A 14,980-nucleotide genomic window follows, 5' to 3' on the forward strand; every position below is an offset into this window, starting at 1 on the left:
GCCGCCCGGTATCTCGGTGATGGGGGAGCGGCACGACCTCGACCTCGTCCGCATCGCCGAGGCGGCCGGCGAGCGACTGTTCCCCGTGCATCGCATCGACAAGGCGACCTCGGGCCTGATCCTGTTCGCCCGCGAGCTGCGCTTCCACGGCGACCTCACCCGCCAGTTCGCCCGGCGCACCGCCGGCAAGCGCTACCTGGTCCTCACCCGCACCCGCGGCCTGCCCGTCGCCGGCACCATCGACCTGCCGCTCAGCGTCGGCCGCAAGAACCGCGTCCGCGTCGCCGCGAACCGCGCCGACATCGCCGCCGACCGTTCTTCCGATTCCGGGGAGGGATGCTGGTCGGTGCCGGCGGGCGCGGTGTTCGACCATGTGCCGGTGTACCCGTCGGTGACGACGTTCGTCCGGCTCTGGGAAGGCGGCGAGTTCACCCTGCTCGCCGCGACGCCGGTGACCGGCCGGCGCCACCAGATCCGGGTGCACCTGGCCTGGATCGGCCACCCGGTCGACGGCGACCCGCTGTTCGACCGCGCCGCAACGTCGCGCACCCTCCTGCACTCCTGGCGTCTGGCGATCTACGACATCGCCGGCGAGCGCCTGCGCCTCGAGGCCCCGCCAGGCCCCGGCTTCTGGACACCCGCCGCCGCCCTGATCCCCGCAGGCATCCCCGCCACTCTGCCGGACCTCGTCCCCTGGGATCCGCCCGCGTCGGACTGTGCCCCGGGAACGCCAGAAGACGGGCGCACGTCGTCGCTGCCGTCGTCGCCGCGCCCCGCTGCCGCGAGGCGGCGTCGATCGGGTGGACGAGGGCTGGGGCGCTGACGGCGTCGCGATCCCCGGGCGCCCGTTCGCCCGGATCGCCGGCGTCCCCGCGGCCACGGAGAGCCACCATCACCGCGGCCCTCCCCGCAGTCCCGCCGGCGGTCTCACGCACCGCGACCCGACACCGTACAAGCATGATCATCGACGGTGTGGGCGTCGACCAGAAGGGACGGTGTGGGCGTCGACCAGAAGGCCGAGGGCGGCGCGGACTTCCCGCGGAGGGGAAGAGCCTGCGGGGGACGGCGGTGCCGTGTCGCGAACTCGGGGCGTCGTGTCCGGTTTGCCCCCTACTTCGCGACACGGGCCGCTGTGACGTTGTCGGAACGCTGTCACGACACGCCGCGGCAGCGCGGCAACGCGGCATGAAGATCAGAACTCGAGGCGCCGCCTAGCCAGTGGGGCCGTAGGCGGCGGCGTTGAGGTCGCCGTAGACGCGGGCCAGGTCGGGGAGCTGGTAGTGGGCGTTGAGGCCGCTCGGGTTGGGCAGCAGCCAGATGCCGGCGGAGCCCAGGGTCTCGGGCTGGCGGCCGACCTTCGCGGCGCGGCGCCGGAAGCTGACGCGGTAGGCGGCCAGGCCCAGGAACGCGACCCAGCGCGGCGAGATCCGCTCGACCAGCTCGGTCAGCCGGGGGACACCGGCGCGCACCTCGTCGTCGTCGATTTCGTCGGCGCGGGCGGTGGAGCGCTGGACCAGGTTCGTGATGCTGATGCCGCGGCTGGTCAGCTCGCCGGTCTCGCTGGGGTGCAGGCGGCGGGGGGTGAAGCCGGCGAGGTGCAGGACGGGCCACAGCCGGTTGCTCGGCGTGCCGAAGTGGAAGCCGGTCGCCCCGGACTCCAGGGACGGGTTGATCCCGCAGAGCAGCACGACGGTGCGCGGCGCGAGGAGGTCGGGGACGGTGGTGCCGTAGGCGGCCTGCAGCTGTGCCCGGGAGGGCCTCGGCGGGAGGGCGGTGCCGGGACGTTTGGGCGGTGCCTGTTCGCCGACTGCGTCAAACATGTCCTCGAGGGCCTCCGTTGCCGGTATCGTGCTGTCTGGTACAGCGTGCCAGCGTCAGGGCGGCGGTGGTTCCCGGGGTCACCTGGGTTCCAGGGGGTCTGTGGCTCCCCGGCCTCCACTCTGCGGGCCGGAGCGGGGTGCTCGGGCCCGGAGGTTCGTGGTCGAGGTGTCGTCCGCGATCCCGCGGCTGCGCCCCGCTGCCCCGGTGAACGATGTCGCCGCCGGAGTCCGGCCGCCCCGCAGCGCGGGTAGTGATCGTCGGCTTCGGTGTAGGGCATCGGTTTCGGCGGCGCCGTCCGCCTGGTCGGGCCTGATCAGGCGTTGTCGGGCCGCCGCGGGGCTGGGGTTGTCTGCGCGGGAGGTCGGCCGATACCCCGTTCGACACGTGACGCGGCCGTGGAGTACTGTTGATGACCGTGGCCGGAGTCCGCGTGACTCTGGCGTGCGTCTCGCACTTCGATGTGGCGCCGTGGTGTCGGATCGGTTGACGAAAGGTCACCATCCAGCAGCCGTCGGCGACTGTCGGGCTCGGTTTCCGCGAAGCGGCCGGGCGGGCTGACGCGCTCTCCACCGTGGTGGATCTTCGTATCCGGAGATCTGACGGTCGAGATGGCGCGACACGCCCGACCGCGTGGGTCGGAGCAACCGGTCGCGGGTCACCGAGAGTGGCCCGGGTGCGGATCGCAAGCAATGCAGGTAGGCCGGCGTACCGGTCTGGTTGCCCAAGGCAGTACGACGAGGCGTCACAGGAACGGGAGCGGCGTTGCCCACGATCCAGCAGCTGGTCCGCAAGGGCCGGCAGGACAAGGTCGAGAAGACCAAGACCCCGGCACTCAAGGGGAGCCCTCAGCGTCGTGGTGTGTGCACCCGCGTCTACACGACCACCCCCAAGAAGCCGAACTCGGCGCTGCGCAAGGTGGCGCGAGTCCGGCTGAACAGCGGGATCGAGGTCACCGCCTACATCCCCGGTGTCGGCCACAACCTGCAGGAGCACTCGATCGTCCTCGTCCGTGGTGGTCGGGTGAAGGACCTCCCGGGCGTCCGCTACAAGATCGTCCGCGGCGCTCTCGACACGCAGGGCGTCCGTAACCGCAAGCAGGCTCGCAGCCGCTACGGCGCGAAGAAGGAGAAGGGCTGATGCCGCGCAAGGGGCCCGCGCCCAAGCACGCCGTCGTCGTCGACCCGGTGTACGGGTCGCCGCTGGTGACCGCGCTGGTGAACAAGGTGCTGATGAGCGGCAAGAAGTCCGTCGCGGAGCGCATCGTGTACGGCGCGCTGGAGGGCGCGAAGAACAAGACCGGCAACGACCCGGTCGTCACGCTCAAGCGGGCGCTCGACAACGTCAAGCCCACGCTGGAGGTGCGCAGCCGCCGCGTCGGTGGCGCCACCTACCAGGTCCCGGTCGAGGTCCGCGCCGGCCGCAGCACGACACTGGCGCTGCGCTGGCTCGTCGGCTACTCCCGGGCTCGCCGCGAGAAGACGATGACCGAGCGGCTGATGAACGAGCTCATCGACGCGAGCAACGGCCTCGGCGCGAGCGTGAAGCGCCGGGAGGACACCCACAAGATGGCGGAGTCCAACAAGGCCTTCGCCCACTACCGCTGGTAGCTCTCCATGGCATCTGACGATCGTTCCTTGCTGGCCAGGACCCGCAACATCGGGATCATGGCCCACATCGACGCGGGCAAGACCACCACCACCGAGCGCATCCTCTTCTACACCGGTGTGAACTACAAGATCGGTGAGGTCCACGAGGGCGGCGCCACGATGGACTGGATGGAGCAGGAGCAGGAGCGGGGGATCACCATCACCTCCGCGGCCACCACCTGTATCTGGCGCGACCACACCATCAACATCATCGACACGCCCGGCCACGTCGACTTCACGGTCGAGGTCGAGCGGTCGCTGCGCGTCCTCGACGGCGCCGTGGCGGTGTTCGACGCCGTCGCCGGCGTCGAACCGCAGAGCGAGACGGTCTGGAAGCAGGCCGACCGCTACGACGTGCCGCGCATCGCGTTCGTCAACAAGATGGACCGGGTCGGCGCGGAGTTCCACCGCTGCGTGGACATGATGGTCGACCGGCTCGACGCCACGCCTGCCGTCATCCAGCTCCCCTGGGGCGTGGAGTCGGACTTCCGCGGCGTCATCGACCTGATCCGGATGAAGGGCCTGCTCTGGCAGAGCGAGGACAAGGGCGCTTCCTACGAGGCGGTCGACATCCCGGGCGACCACGCCGAGGCCGCGCAGGAGTGGCGCGACAAGCTCATCGAGACCGTCGCCGAGAACGACGACGAGCTGATGGAGCTCTACCTCGAGGGCGAGGAGCCCTCGGAGGAGCAGCTCGTCGCCGCGCTGCGGCGGGGTACGCTGGCGAGCAAGATCAACCCGGTGCTGTGTGGCTCCGCGTTCAAGAACAAGGGCGTGCAGCCCATGCTCGACGCGGTCGTCAACTTCCTGCCGAACCCGCTCGACATCGGCGCCACCGTGGGTCATTCGGTGAGCGACGAGTCCACGGAGGTCCGGCGCGAGCCGACCGAGGACGAGCCGTTCTCCGCGCTCGCGTTCAAGATCATGAGCGACCCGTACGTCGGCAAGCTGACCTACATCCGGGTGTACTCGGGCAAGCTCACCGCGGGCTCGCCGGTCCTGAACTCGACGAAGGACCGCAAGGAGCGCATCGGCCGCATCCTGCAGATGCACGCCAACCACCGGGAGGACCGGGACGGCGTCGGTGCGGGTCAGATCGTCGCCGTGGTGGGCCTGAAGAACACCACCACCGGTGACACGCTCTGCGACCCGAACGCTCCGGTGATCCTGGAGTCGATGACGTTCCCGGCGCCGGTCATCCACGTCGCGATCGAGCCGAAGACCAAGGCCGACCAGCAGAAGCTGGGCACCGCGATCCAGCGGCTCGCCGAGGAGGACCCGACCTTCCAGGTCCGCACCGACGAGGAGACCGGTCAGACGATCATCGCGGGCATGGGCGAGCTGCACCTCGACGTGCTGGTCGACCGGATGCGACGCGAGTTCTCGGTCGAGGCGAACGTCGGCAAGCCGCAGGTGGCCTACCGCGAGACGATCCGCCGCAAGGTGGAGAAGGTCGACTACACCCACAAGAAGCAGACGGGTGGGTCGGGCCAGTACGCCCGGGTGATCATCAGCCTGGAGCCCTCCGGCGGCGACGGCGGTGGCTACGAGTTCCAGAACAAGGTCACCGGTGGCCGCATCCCCAAGGAGTACATCCCCTCGGTGGACGCCGGCTGCCAGGAGGCCATGGAGTTCGGCGTCCTCGCGGGCTACCCGCTGGTCGACGTCAAGGTGACCCTCCTGGACGGCCAGTTCCACGACGTGGACTCGTCCGAGCTCGCGTTCAAGATCGCCGGTTCGATGGCGTTCAAGGACGCGGCCCGCAAGGCGGACCCGGTGCTGCTGGAGCCGCTGATGGCCGTCGAGGTCACCACGCCCGAGGACCACATGGGCGACGTGATCGGCGACCTGAACTCGCGGCGCGGGCAGATCCAGGCCATGGAGGAGCGCGGCGGCTCCCGCATCGTGCGGGCGACCGTCCCCCTGTCGGAGATGTTCGGCTACGTCGGCGACCTGCGGTCGAAGACGTCCGGCCGGGCCAGCTACTCGATGCAGTTCGACTCCTACGCCGAGGTTCCCGGGAACGTCGCCAAGGAGATCATCGCCAAGGCGAGGGGGGAGTGACCGCGCCGTCGGCGTGATCACCACCCCAACCTGACTACACCAGCACGACACCACCCGTCCTTGGAGGGACACCCGTGGCGAAGCAGAAGTTCGAGCGGACGAAGCCGCACGTCAATATCGGCACCATCGGTCACATCGACCATGGCAAGACCACGCTGACCGCTGCGATCACCAAGGTCCTGCACGACGCGCACCCGGACCTCAACCCCTTCACGCCGTTCGACCAGATCGACAAGGCGCCGGAGGAGAAGGCCCGCGGCATCACGATCTCGATCGCGCACGTCGAGTACCAGACCGACGCCCGGCACTACGCGCACGTCGACTGCCCGGGTCACGCGGACTACATCAAGAACATGATCACCGGCGCCGCGCAGATGGACGGCGCGATCCTGGTGGTCTCCGCGACCGACGGCCCGATGCCGCAGACGAAGGAGCACGTGCTGCTCGCTCGTCAGGTCGGCGTGCCGTACATCGTCGTGGCGCTCAACAAGGCCGACATGGTCGACGACGAGGAGATCCTCGAGCTCGTCGAGCTCGAGGTCCGAGAGCTGCTGAACACCTACGAGTTCCCCGGCGACGACGTTCCGGTCATCCGCGTCTCCGCGCTCAAGGCGCTGGAGGGTGACAAGGAGTGGGGCGCCAAGCTGCTCGAGCTCATGGCGGCGGTCGACGAGTCGATCCCCGAGCCGCAGCGTGACATCGACCGGCCGTTCCTCATGCCGATCGAGGACGTCTTCACGATCACCGGTCGCGGCACGGTCGTCACCGGCCGCGTCGAGCGCGGAATCGTCAAGGTCAACGAGACCGTCGAGATCGTCGGTATCAAGCCGGAGACCACCTCGACCACCGTCACCGGTGTCGAGATGTTCCGCAAGCTGCTCGACGAGGGTCGCGCCGGTGACAACGTCGGCCTGCTCCTGCGCGGCATCAAGCGCGAGGACGTGGAGCGCGGCCAGGTCATCGTGAAGCCGAAGTCGATCACCCCGCACACGGTGTTCGAGGCTCGCGTCTACATCCTGAACAAGGACGAGGGCGGCCGCCACACCCCGTTCTTCAAGAACTACCGGCCGCAGTTCTACTTCCGCACCACCGACGTGACCGGCGTCGTGACCCTCCCCGAGGGCACCGAGATGGTCATGCCGGGCGACAACACCGAGATGACGGTCGAGCTCATCCAGCCGATCGCCATGGAGGAGGGTCTGCGCTTCGCCATCCGCGAGGGTGGCCGGACCGTCGGCGCGGGCCAGGTCACGAAGGTTCTCAAGTAGTACGTGCGGGCGGTGGGTCTGCGATCACGGACCCACCGCCCGCATTGCTGCCCGGGACGGCGATCGTCGCCCCGGGTGGCACCGGCTGCCGGTGGTCCCGGCCGCCGACGTGGCAGGCAATCCGGCTCCGACCGTCGATCCGTCGGCGGGGGACCGGCACGAGACAGCGGTGGAACCGGCAGATCCGCACCGCCGGCGGTGGACAGCGCGAAGGCGCGCGGTCCGCGGCGCGCGGATCTACGGGCGGTGACCCGGTAAGCGGTACCGGCCGGACGAGACAGACAGGACAGGCGAAGCCCACCATGGCGGCACAGAAGATCCGCATTCGGCTCAAGGCCTATGACCACGAGGTCATCGACAGCTCGGCGAGGAAGATCGTCGAGACGGTGACCCGGACGGGTGCGCAGGTCGCGGGACCGGTGCCGCTGCCGACGGAGAAGAACATCTACTGCGTCATCCGGTCGCCGCACAAGTACAAGGACAGCCGCGAGCACTTCGAGATGCGGACGCACAAGCGGCTGATCGACATCCTTGACCCGACGCCGAAGACGGTCGACTCGCTCATGCGCCTCGACCTCCCCGCCGGCGTCGACATCGAGATCAAGCTGTAAGAGGGGCCGGCGCAGTCATGCTCATCCGCAACTACAGAGGGCTCCTGGGCACCAAGCTCGGGATGACCCAGGTATGGGACGCGAACAACCGCGTCGTGCCGGTCACCGTCATCAAGGCCGGACCCAACGTCGTCACGCAGGTCAAGTCGCCCGACGCCGACGGCTACTCGGCCGTCCAGCTCGGCTACGGCGAGGTCGACCCGCGCCGGGTCAACAAGCCGGCCCGCGGGCACTTCGCCACCAGTGGGGTCACGCCGCGGCGCCACCTCGCCGAACTGCGCACCGCCGACGCGGGCAACTACCGCCCCGGCCAGCAGCTGACCGGCGAGGTGTTCGCGCCGGGTGTCGTCGTCGACATCACCGGCACCTCCAAGGGCAAGGGCTTCGCCGGTGTCATGAAGCGCCACGGCTTCAAGGGCCTGGGCGCCGGGCACGGCGTCGAGCGCAAGCACCGCTCGCCGGGTTCGGTCGGCGGCTGCGCCACCCCCGGCCGGGTCTTCAAGGGTCTGCGCATGGCCGGCCGCATGGGCCACGCCCGCACGACCACCCCCGGCCTGACCATCCACGCCGTCGACACCGAGCGTGGCTACCTGCTGGTGAAGGGCGCGGTGCCCGGCCCGGACGGCGGGCTCGTCTTCGTGCGCAGCGCGGCCAAGCGCCCGGCGCCCGAGAACTTCGCCCCGGCCGCGGCGACCGGCGCCGCTGAGGAGGTCTCGGCATGAGCCCGGCGGCGATCGCATCCGAGTCGGATGCCATCACCCGCACAGTCGAGGTGCACGGCGGGGACGGCGGCAGCGCCGAACTGCCCGCCGGCGTGTTCGACGTGCCGCTGAACGTCCCGCTGATTCACCAGGTCGTCGTCGCGCAGCTCGCGGCGGCCCGGCAGGGGACCCACGACACCAAGACCCGCGGCGAGGTTCGTGGCGGCGGCCGTAAGCCCTACCGCCAGAAGGGCACCGGCCGCGCCCGGCAGGGCTCGCTGCGCGCCCCGCAGTTCGCCGGCGGTGGCGTCGTGCACGGCCCGACGCCGCGCTCGTACGACCAGCGCACCCCGAAGAAGATGAAGGCCGCCGCGCTGCGCGGTGCCCTGTCCGACCGGGCGCGCAACAACCGGGTGCACGTAGTGAGCTCGCTGGTTTCCGGCGACGCGCCGTCGACGAAGGCCGCGGTCACGGCGCTGCGCGCGATCGCCGACACCCGCCGGGTGCTCGTGGTCGCCAGCCGCTCCGACGAACTGATCTGGCTGAGCCTGCGCAACGTCGCCGCGGTGCACCTGCTCGACCCGGGCCAGCTCAACACCTACGACGTCCTGGTCAGCGACGACGTCGTGTTCACCAAGGAGGCGCTGGCCGCGTTCGTCAACCGTGACAGCAAGCCGGCCCGCGGCAACCAGCCGAGCACCACCGGGGCGGAGGAGGACAAGTGATTCCCGACCCGCGTGACGTGATCCTGCGGCCGGTCGTCTCGGAGAAGAGCTACGGCCTGCTCGATGAGAACGTCTACACGTTCATCGTCCGCCCGGACGCGAACAAGACCCAGATCAAGCTCGCCGTCCAGCAGATCTTCAACGTGCGGGTCCTGCGGGTGAACACCATCAACCGGCAGGGCAAGCGCAAGCGCACCAAGCATGGCTGGGGCCACCGGGCCTCGACCAAGCGCGCGCTGGTGAGCCTCGCGCCCGGTGACACGATCGAGATCTTCGGAGGTCCCGGTGCCTGAGCGCGCGTGCCGCGCGACGACGGCGGCGGGCCAGGGACGGTAGGAAGCCATGGGTATTCGTAGATACAAGCCGACGACCCCGGGCCGTCGCGGCGCGAGCGTGGCCGACTTCGTCGAGATCACGCGGGACCACCCGGAGAAGTCGCTGGTCCGCCCGCTGCACTCCAAGGGCGGCCGCAACGTCCACGGCCGGATCACCACCCGCCACCAGGGCGGCGGCCACAAGCGCGCCTACCGGATCATCGACTTCCGTCGGGACAAGGACGGCGTGCCGGCCAAGGTCGCGCACATCGAGTACGACCCGAACCGCACCGCCCGGATCGCGCTGCTGCACTACGCCGACGGCGAGAAGCGCTACATCCTCGCCCCGGTCCGGCTCAAGCAGGGCGACCAGGTCAGCTCCGGCATCGGGGCGGACATCAAGCCCGGCAACGCGCTGCCGCTGCGCAACATCCCGACCGGTACCGTGATCCACGCCATCGAGCTGCGGCCCGGCGGCGGCGCGAAGATCGCTCGCAGCGCCGGCGCCAGTGTGCAGCTCGTCGCGAAGGACGGCCCCTACGCCCAGCTGCGGATGCCCTCGGGCGAGATCCGCAACGTCGACGTCCGCTGCCGCGCAACGGTCGGCGAGGTCGGCAACGCCGAGCAGAGCAACATCAACTGGGGTAAGGCCGGCCGGATGCGCTGGAAGGGCCGCCGGCCCACCGTGCGCGGTGTGGCGATGAACCCGGTCGACCACCCGCACGGTGGTGGTGAGGGCAAGACCTCCGGTGGTCGCCACCCGGTCAACCCGAAGGGCCGTCCCGAGGGCCGGACCCGGGCCCACAAGAAGTCGTCCGACGCGCTGATCGTGCGTCGTCGCAAGCAGAACAGGCGGCGGTAGTGACCTCACGACACCGGACCCACGCTCCCGTGAGCCACCCGTCGCACCGCGTCAACCAGATCTGAGCAGGAAGGAGGAGACACAGCCATGCCACGCAGTCTGAAGAAGGGCCCGTTCGTCGACGACCACCTGCTCAAGAAGGTGGACGTGCAGAACTCCAAGGGCACCAAGCACGTCATCAAGACCTGGTCGCGCCGCTCGACCGTGATCCCCGACATGTTGGGGCACACGATCGCCGTGCACGACGGCCGCAAGCACGTGCCGGTGTTCATCACCGAGGGCATGGTCGGGCACAAGCTCGGCGAGTTCGCCCCGACCCGGACCTTCCGCGGGCACGTCAAGGAGGACCGGAGGTCGCGCCGTGGCTGACGATCTCGTCGACGGCCTGACCCGGGCCGGCCTGCCCGGCGCCAAGGCCAGCGCGCGCTACGTTCATGTGTCGCCGACCAAGGCCCGCCGGGTCGTCGACCTGGTCCGCGGTCGTTCCGTCACCGAGGCCCTGGACATCCTCCGCTTCGCCCCGCAGTCCGCCAGCGACGACGTGTTCAAGGTCGTCGCCAGCGCCGCGGCGAACGCCGAGAACAACCACAACCTCGACCCCGCCACCCTGTGGGTCGGCGAGGTGTACGTGGACGAGGGGCCGACGCTCAAGCGCATCCGCCCCCGTGCCCAGGGACGGGCCTACCGGATCCGCAAGCGCACCAGCCACATCACCGTCGTGGTGGAGAGCCGGGAACCGGTCGCCGCGGCCGGCCGGGGCGCGAAGACGACTAGGAGGGCCCGGTAGTGGGACAGAAGGTCAACCCGCACGGGTTCCGGCTTGGCATCACGTCGGAGTTCACCTCCCGCTGGTACGCCGACAAGCAGTACAAGGCGTACGTCGGCGAGGACGTGAAGATCCGCAAGATGATGTCACGGGGCATGGAGCGGGCCGGGATCAGCCGGGTCGACATCGAGCGGACCCAGGGACGGCTGCGGGTGGACATCCACACCGCGCGCCCGGGCATCGTCATCGGCCGCCGCGGCGCGGAGGCCGACCGCATCCGCGGCGACCTGGAGAAGCTCACCGGCAAGCAGGTGCAGCTGAACATCCTCGAGGTCAAGAACCCCGAGGTCGACGCACAGCTCGTCGCCCAGGGCGTGGCCGAGCAGCTGTCCAGCCGGGTCAGCTTCCGGCGCGCCATGCGCAAGGCGATGCAGACCGCCATGAAGGGCGGCGCCAAGGGCATCCGGGTGCAGTGCTCCGGTCGCCTCGGCGGCGCCGAGATGAGCCGCTCGGAGTTCTACCGCGAGGGTCGGGTCCCGCTGCACACGCTGCGCGCGGACATCGACTACGGCTTCTACGAGGCCCGGACGAACTTCGGCCGGATCGGCGTCAAGGTCTGGATCTACAAGGGCGACATCGTGCAGAGCCGCGCCGAGCGTGAGGCGCAGGAGGCGCTGCAGCGTCAGTCCCGCCGGGACCGGCCGCGGCGCGGGCCGCGCTCGGGTTCGTCCGGCACCACCCAGGGCGGCACCGACGCCGGCCGCGCGGCGGCGCGCAGCGAGCGCCGGGGACGTGGCGGCGGTGGCGGCGGCAACGCGCCCGCCCCCGAGTCCACCTCGCCCGAGACGGCTCCGGCGGACACGGCTCCGGCCGAGACGGCTCCGGCCGAGACGGCTCCGGCCGAGGCCGCTCCGGTGGAGGCCACGGCGGCGCAGGCGCCCGCCTCGACCGCCCCGGAGTCGACCAGCGCGCCGACCGCGGGCACCGCGGAGAAGGCGGAGGAATAGATCATGCTGATTCCCCGGAAGGTCGCGCACCGCAAGCAGCACCACCCCAGGCGGACCGGCGCGGCCAAGGGTGGCACCAAGGTCACCTTCGGTGAGTACGGGATCCAGGCGCTGGAGTCCGCGTACGTGACGAACCGCCAGATCGAGTCGGCGCGTATCGCGATGACCCGCCACATCCGCCGTGGTGGCAAGGTGTGGATCAACATCTACCCGGACCGGCCGCTGACGAAGAAGCCGGCCGAGACCCGGATGGGTTCCGGTAAGGGCTCGCCCGAGTGGTGGATCGCGAACGTGAAGCCGGGCCGGGTCATGTTCGAGCTGTCCGGTGTCGCGGAGCCCGTGGCCCGGGAGGCGATGCGGCGCGCCATCCACAAGCTGCCGATGAAGTGCCGGTTCGTGGTTCGTGAAGGTGGTGCGTGATGGCTGTCGCTACCGCGGACGAGCTGCGGAGCCTGTCGGGCGACGAGCTCGTTGACAAGCTCCGGGAGGCCAAGGAGGAGCTGTTCAACCTCCGGTTCCAGGCGGCGACCGGGCAGCTGACCAACAACCGCCGGCTGCGGTCGGTGCGGCGCGACATCGCCAAGATCTACACGGTGATGCGCGAACGGGAGCTGGGAATCACCGGCGATCCGGCGCTGGTCGCCGGCACGGCGGACGATGACGCGACGCAGTCGGAACGGGCGTGAGGGCAGTGGCAGACGAGACGGCCTCGCAGCAGGCCAGTGAGCAGGACGGCGCCGCGGGCGCCGACCGCGGCTTCCGCAAGGTCCGTGAGGGCCTCGTGGTCAGCGACAAGATGACCAAGACCGTCGTGGTCGCCGTCGAGGACCGCGTGCAGCACCCGCTGTACGGCAAGACGATCCGCCGGACGAAGAAGATCAAGGCGCACGACGAGCACGGCACCACCGGTGTCGGTGACCGCGTGCTGCTGATGGAGACCCGGCCGCTGTCGGCCACCAAGCGGTGGCGTGTCGTGCAGGTGCTGGAGAAGGCGAAGTAGGTCCTCCGGGCCGCGTGACCCCCCCCGGGGCGCGACCCGACCAGGCAGTACCGGTTGATCAGTAGTACCGGGTGATCAGGAGCAGAAAGTGATTCAGCAGGAGTCGCGACTTCGGGTCGCCGACAACACCGGGGCACGGGAGATCCTCTGCATCCGGGTGCTTGGCGGCTCTGGGCGTCGTTACGCGGGGATCGGCGACATCATCGTCGGCACGGTCAAGGACGCCCTGCCCGGCGCCGGCGTGAAGCGCGGCGACGTGGTCAAGGCGGTCGTGGTGCGCACCACCAAGGAGCGCCGGCGGCCGGACGGCTCCTACATCCGGTTCGACGAGAACGCCGCGGTGCTGATCCGGGACGGCGGCGACCCGCGGGGCACCCGCATCTTCGGCCCGGTGGGCCGCGAGCTGCGGGACAAGAAGTTCATGAAGATTATTTCCCTGGCGCCGGAGGTGCTGTGACCGTGGCCACTCTGAAGATCAAGAAGGGTGACACGGTCCAGATCATCACCGGCAAGGACCGTGGCCTGAAGGGCAAGGTCATCCGGGCGTTCCCGGAGCAGAACAAGGTCCTCGTCGAGGGCGCGAACCGGATCACCCGGCACACCCGTGTCCAGCAGAGCGCGCGAGGCTCGCAGTCCGGCGGCATCATCACCCAGGAGGCGCCGATCCACGTGAGCAACGTGATGATCGTCGATCCGTCGGACGGCAAGCCCACGCGCATCGGCTACCGCGTCAACGAGGACGGCACCAAGGTCCGTATCTCCCGGCGCACCGGCACCGAGCTGTAGGCCGAGCGAGCAGTCGAGCAGTTTGGGAATCGAGATCAGACAATGACTGTGACCACCGAAGACCGGACCACCGGTGACCGGCCCGAGGCTCGTCCCGTCCCCCGGCTCAAGCAGCGGTACCGGGCGGAGATCGCGCCGGCGCTGCGGGAGGAGTTCTCCTACCGCAACGTCATGCAGATCCCCGGCGTCGTGAAGGTCGTCGTGAACATGGGTGTCGGCGACGCCGCCCGGGACGCGAAGCTCATCGACGGCGCCGTGCGTGACCTCGCGGCCATCACGGGCCAGAAGCCGGCCGTGCGCCGGGCGAAGAAGTCCATCGCCCAGTTCAAGCTGCGCGAGGGCATGCCGATCGGCGCGAAGGTGACCCTGCGCGGCGACCGCATGTGGGAGTTCCTCGACCGGCTGGTCTCCATCGGCCTGCCCCGCATCCGTGACTTCCGTGGGCTGTCCCCGAAGCAGTTCGACGGCGCGGGCAACTACACGTTCGGCGTGGTCGAACAGTCGATCTTCCACGAGATCGACATCGACCGGATCGACCGGGTCCGGGGCATGGATATCACGGTCGTCACCACGGCGACCACCGACGACGAGGGCCGGGCGCTCCTGCGAGCGCTGGGCTTCCCCTTCCGGGAGAACTAGACAGATGGCCAAGAAGGCACTGATCGAGAAGTCGAACCGCAAGCCGAAGTTCGCGGTGCGCGGCTACACCCGCTGCCAGCGCTGCGGCCGGTCCCGCTCGGTGTACCGGGTGTTCGGGCTGTGCCGGGTCTGCCTGCGGCAGATGGCGCACCGCGGCGAGCTGCCGGGCATCACCAAGAGCTCCTGGTAGAACCGGAGCTCCTGGTGGACCAGGCGCCACCGGTGGTCTGACCACCGGCATCGCACCACCTCCGAACCACCCCCGCAGTCCACCCGATCGCGGCAGGCCCGAACCCCGGCAGCCAGGGCGCCCAGCCCGGAGCCGATGGGAACCGCCGTGAGAAAGGCGTCAAGCCCATGACGATGACCGACCCGATTGCGGACATGCTCACCCGTGTCCGCAACGCCAGCCGGGCCTACCACGACCGCGTGGTGATGCCCCACAGCAAGATCAAGACTCACATCGCCGAAATCCTCCAGCAGGAGGGCTACATCTCCGGCTGGCACGTCGAGGACGCGACCTTGGCCGGCGGTGTCGGCAGCACGCTGGTCATCGATCTGAAGTACGGCCCGAACCGCGAGCGTTCGATCGCCGGGATCAAGCGCATCAGCAAGCCGGGCCTGCGGGTCTACGCCAAGGCGACGACTCTTCCCAAGGTGCTCGGTGGCCTGGGTGTCGCGATCATCTCGACCTCGTCGGGGCTGCTGACCGACAAGCAGGCGAGCAAGCGGGGCGTGGGCGGAGAAGTCCTCGCCTACGTCTGGTAAGG

Annotated in this window: 22 protein-coding genes; 21 read left to right on the forward strand and 1 reads right to left on the reverse strand. The window is 69.8% G+C overall.

Annotation, left to right across the window (positions count from 1 at the left end; all coding sequences use genetic code 11):
* The coding region (locus C1A33_RS18125; RefSeq protein ID WP_101832665.1) for an RluA family pseudouridine synthase at positions 1-823 on the forward strand (823 nt) is incomplete at its 5' end.
* 388 nt (positions 824-1,211) lie between these two features.
* On the opposite strand, the gene mug is transcribed toward C1A33_RS18125, so the two are convergent.
* Positions 1,212-1,820 carry a G/U mismatch-specific DNA glycosylase gene (gene mug / locus C1A33_RS18130; protein WP_101832666.1) on the reverse strand — a complete coding sequence of 203 codons (609 nt, stop codon included), beginning with the start codon at positions 1,818-1,820 and terminating at the stop codon, positions 1,212-1,214.
* Positions 1,821-2,583: 763 nt separating this feature from the next.
* On the opposite strand from mug, the gene rpsL reads away from it, so the two are divergent.
* From rpsL to rpsH, 20 genes are all read left to right on the forward strand, one after another.
* The gene (gene rpsL / locus C1A33_RS18135) at positions 2,584-2,958 is read left to right on the forward strand and encodes a 30S ribosomal protein S12 (RefSeq protein WP_009740532.1); all 375 of its coding nucleotides are present in this window, start codon (positions 2,584-2,586) and stop codon (positions 2,956-2,958) included.
* Positions 2,958-3,428 carry a 30S ribosomal protein S7 gene (rpsG, locus tag C1A33_RS18140; RefSeq protein WP_101832667.1) on the forward strand — a complete coding sequence of 157 codons (471 nt, stop codon included), beginning with the start codon at positions 2,958-2,960 and terminating at the stop codon, positions 3,426-3,428. The genes rpsL and rpsG overlap by 1 nt, the downstream gene beginning before the upstream one ends.
* A 6-nt stretch (positions 3,429-3,434) precedes the next feature.
* Positions 3,435-5,531 (forward strand): elongation factor G, encoded by a 2,097-nt coding sequence (fusA, locus tag C1A33_RS18145; RefSeq protein ID WP_101832668.1) that lies wholly within the window; start codon positions 3,435-3,437, stop codon positions 5,529-5,531.
* A 74-nt stretch (positions 5,532-5,605) separates the two neighbouring features.
* Entirely contained in the window at positions 5,606-6,799 is a 1,194-nt protein-coding gene (gene tuf / locus C1A33_RS18150) for an elongation factor Tu (protein WP_101832669.1), read from the forward strand.
* A 302-nt stretch (positions 6,800-7,101) separates the two neighbouring features.
* Positions 7,102-7,410: a 30S ribosomal protein S10 gene (gene rpsJ, locus C1A33_RS18155; RefSeq protein WP_007514815.1), complete on the forward strand. Its 309-nt coding sequence runs from the start codon at positions 7,102-7,104 to the stop codon at positions 7,408-7,410.
* Between the two features lie 17 nt (positions 7,411-7,427).
* Positions 7,428-8,132 carry a 50S ribosomal protein L3 gene (gene rplC, locus C1A33_RS18160; protein ID WP_101832670.1) on the forward strand — a complete coding sequence of 235 codons (705 nt, stop codon included), beginning with the start codon at positions 7,428-7,430 and terminating at the stop codon, positions 8,130-8,132.
* Positions 8,129-8,836: a 50S ribosomal protein L4 gene (gene rplD, locus C1A33_RS18165; protein WP_101832671.1), complete on the forward strand. Its 708-nt coding sequence runs from the start codon at positions 8,129-8,131 to the stop codon at positions 8,834-8,836. The genes rplC and rplD overlap by 4 nt, the downstream gene beginning before the upstream one ends.
* A complete protein-coding gene (gene rplW, locus C1A33_RS18170; protein ID WP_101832672.1) occupies positions 8,833-9,129 on the forward strand; it encodes a 50S ribosomal protein L23 in 297 nt (98 codons plus the stop codon). Before rplD ends, rplW begins: the two co-directional genes overlap by 4 nt.
* Positions 9,130-9,178: 49 nt before the next feature.
* On the forward strand, positions 9,179-10,012 hold the full coding sequence (gene rplB / locus C1A33_RS18175) for a 50S ribosomal protein L2 (protein ID WP_101832673.1): 834 nt from the start codon (positions 9,179-9,181) through the stop codon (positions 10,010-10,012).
* An 87-nt stretch (positions 10,013-10,099) separates the two neighbouring features.
* Positions 10,100-10,381 (forward strand): 30S ribosomal protein S19, encoded by a 282-nt coding sequence (gene rpsS / locus C1A33_RS18180; RefSeq protein ID WP_009740524.1) that lies wholly within the window; start codon positions 10,100-10,102, stop codon positions 10,379-10,381.
* Positions 10,374-10,799, forward strand: coding sequence for a 50S ribosomal protein L22 (gene rplV / locus C1A33_RS18185; RefSeq protein WP_101832674.1), 426 nt, complete (start codon positions 10,374-10,376; stop codon positions 10,797-10,799). Before rpsS ends, rplV begins: the two co-directional genes overlap by 8 nt.
* The gene (gene rpsC, locus C1A33_RS18190) at positions 10,799-11,785 is read left to right on the forward strand and encodes a 30S ribosomal protein S3 (RefSeq protein WP_101832675.1); all 987 of its coding nucleotides are present in this window, start codon (positions 10,799-10,801) and stop codon (positions 11,783-11,785) included. Before rplV ends, rpsC begins: the two co-directional genes overlap by 1 nt.
* Before the next feature lie 3 nt (positions 11,786-11,788).
* Positions 11,789-12,205, forward strand: a complete 417-nt coding sequence (gene rplP, locus C1A33_RS18195; RefSeq protein ID WP_101832676.1) for a 50S ribosomal protein L16 — start codon at positions 11,789-11,791, stop codon at positions 12,203-12,205.
* Positions 12,205-12,471: a 50S ribosomal protein L29 gene (gene rpmC / locus C1A33_RS18200; protein WP_207770364.1), complete on the forward strand. Its 267-nt coding sequence runs from the start codon at positions 12,205-12,207 to the stop codon at positions 12,469-12,471. Before rplP ends, rpmC begins: the two co-directional genes overlap by 1 nt.
* A gap of 5 nt (positions 12,472-12,476) precedes the next feature.
* Positions 12,477-12,785, forward strand: coding sequence for a 30S ribosomal protein S17 (rpsQ, locus tag C1A33_RS18205; protein WP_207770365.1), 309 nt, complete (start codon positions 12,477-12,479; stop codon positions 12,783-12,785).
* 88 nt (positions 12,786-12,873) lie between these two features.
* A complete protein-coding gene (gene rplN / locus C1A33_RS18210; protein WP_009740518.1) occupies positions 12,874-13,242 on the forward strand; it encodes a 50S ribosomal protein L14 in 369 nt (122 codons plus the stop codon).
* A gap of 2 nt (positions 13,243-13,244) precedes the next feature.
* Positions 13,245-13,571: a 50S ribosomal protein L24 gene (gene rplX / locus C1A33_RS18215; RefSeq protein WP_101832708.1), complete on the forward strand. Its 327-nt coding sequence runs from the start codon at positions 13,245-13,247 to the stop codon at positions 13,569-13,571.
* A gap of 42 nt (positions 13,572-13,613) precedes the next feature.
* Positions 13,614-14,210 (forward strand): 50S ribosomal protein L5, encoded by a 597-nt coding sequence (gene rplE / locus C1A33_RS18220; protein WP_101832679.1) that lies wholly within the window; start codon positions 13,614-13,616, stop codon positions 14,208-14,210.
* Positions 14,211-14,214: 4 nt separating this feature from the next.
* Entirely contained in the window at positions 14,215-14,400 is a 186-nt protein-coding gene (locus tag C1A33_RS18225) for a type Z 30S ribosomal protein S14 (protein ID WP_101832680.1), read from the forward strand.
* A gap of 167 nt (positions 14,401-14,567) precedes the next feature.
* Positions 14,568-14,978 carry a 30S ribosomal protein S8 gene (gene rpsH / locus C1A33_RS18230; RefSeq protein WP_101832681.1) on the forward strand — a complete coding sequence of 137 codons (411 nt, stop codon included), beginning with the start codon at positions 14,568-14,570 and terminating at the stop codon, positions 14,976-14,978.
* Positions 14,979-14,980 lie beyond the last annotated feature (2 nt).

Source organism: Frankia canadensis (assembly GCF_900197875.1).
GTDB classification, from domain to species: Bacteria; Actinomycetota; Actinomycetes; order Frankiales; family Frankiaceae; genus Frankia; species Frankia canadensis.

Excerpts from the sequence above, each read along its gene's own strand:
- rplE (WP_101832679.1), top strand. The coding sequence starts at position 13,614 with ATGACTGTGACCACCGAAGACCGGACCACCGGTGACCGGCCCGAGGCT.
- rpsS (WP_009740524.1), top strand. The coding sequence starts at position 10,100 with ATGCCACGCAGTCTGAAGAAGGGCCCGTTCGTCGACGACCACCTGCTC.
- mug (WP_101832666.1), bottom strand. The coding sequence starts at position 1,820 with ATGTTTGACGCAGTCGGCGAACAGGCACCGCCCAAACGTCCCGGCACC.
- rpmC (WP_207770364.1), top strand. The coding sequence starts at position 12,205 with ATGGCTGTCGCTACCGCGGACGAGCTGCGGAGCCTGTCGGGCGACGAG.
- rpsJ (WP_007514815.1), top strand. The coding sequence starts at position 7,102 with ATGGCGGCACAGAAGATCCGCATTCGGCTCAAGGCCTATGACCACGAG.
- rpsH (WP_101832681.1), top strand. The coding sequence starts at position 14,568 with ATGACGATGACCGACCCGATTGCGGACATGCTCACCCGTGTCCGCAAC.
- rpsG (WP_101832667.1), top strand. The coding sequence starts at position 2,958 with ATGCCGCGCAAGGGGCCCGCGCCCAAGCACGCCGTCGTCGTCGACCCG.
- C1A33_RS18225 (WP_101832680.1), top strand. The coding sequence starts at position 14,215 with ATGGCCAAGAAGGCACTGATCGAGAAGTCGAACCGCAAGCCGAAGTTC.
- rplD (WP_101832671.1), top strand. The coding sequence starts at position 8,129 with ATGAGCCCGGCGGCGATCGCATCCGAGTCGGATGCCATCACCCGCACA.
- rplB (WP_101832673.1), top strand. The coding sequence starts at position 9,179 with ATGGGTATTCGTAGATACAAGCCGACGACCCCGGGCCGTCGCGGCGCG.
- rplP (WP_101832676.1), top strand. The coding sequence starts at position 11,789 with ATGCTGATTCCCCGGAAGGTCGCGCACCGCAAGCAGCACCACCCCAGG.
- rplC (WP_101832670.1), top strand. The coding sequence starts at position 7,428 with ATGCTCATCCGCAACTACAGAGGGCTCCTGGGCACCAAGCTCGGGATG.
- fusA (WP_101832668.1), top strand. The coding sequence starts at position 3,435 with ATGGCATCTGACGATCGTTCCTTGCTGGCCAGGACCCGCAACATCGGG.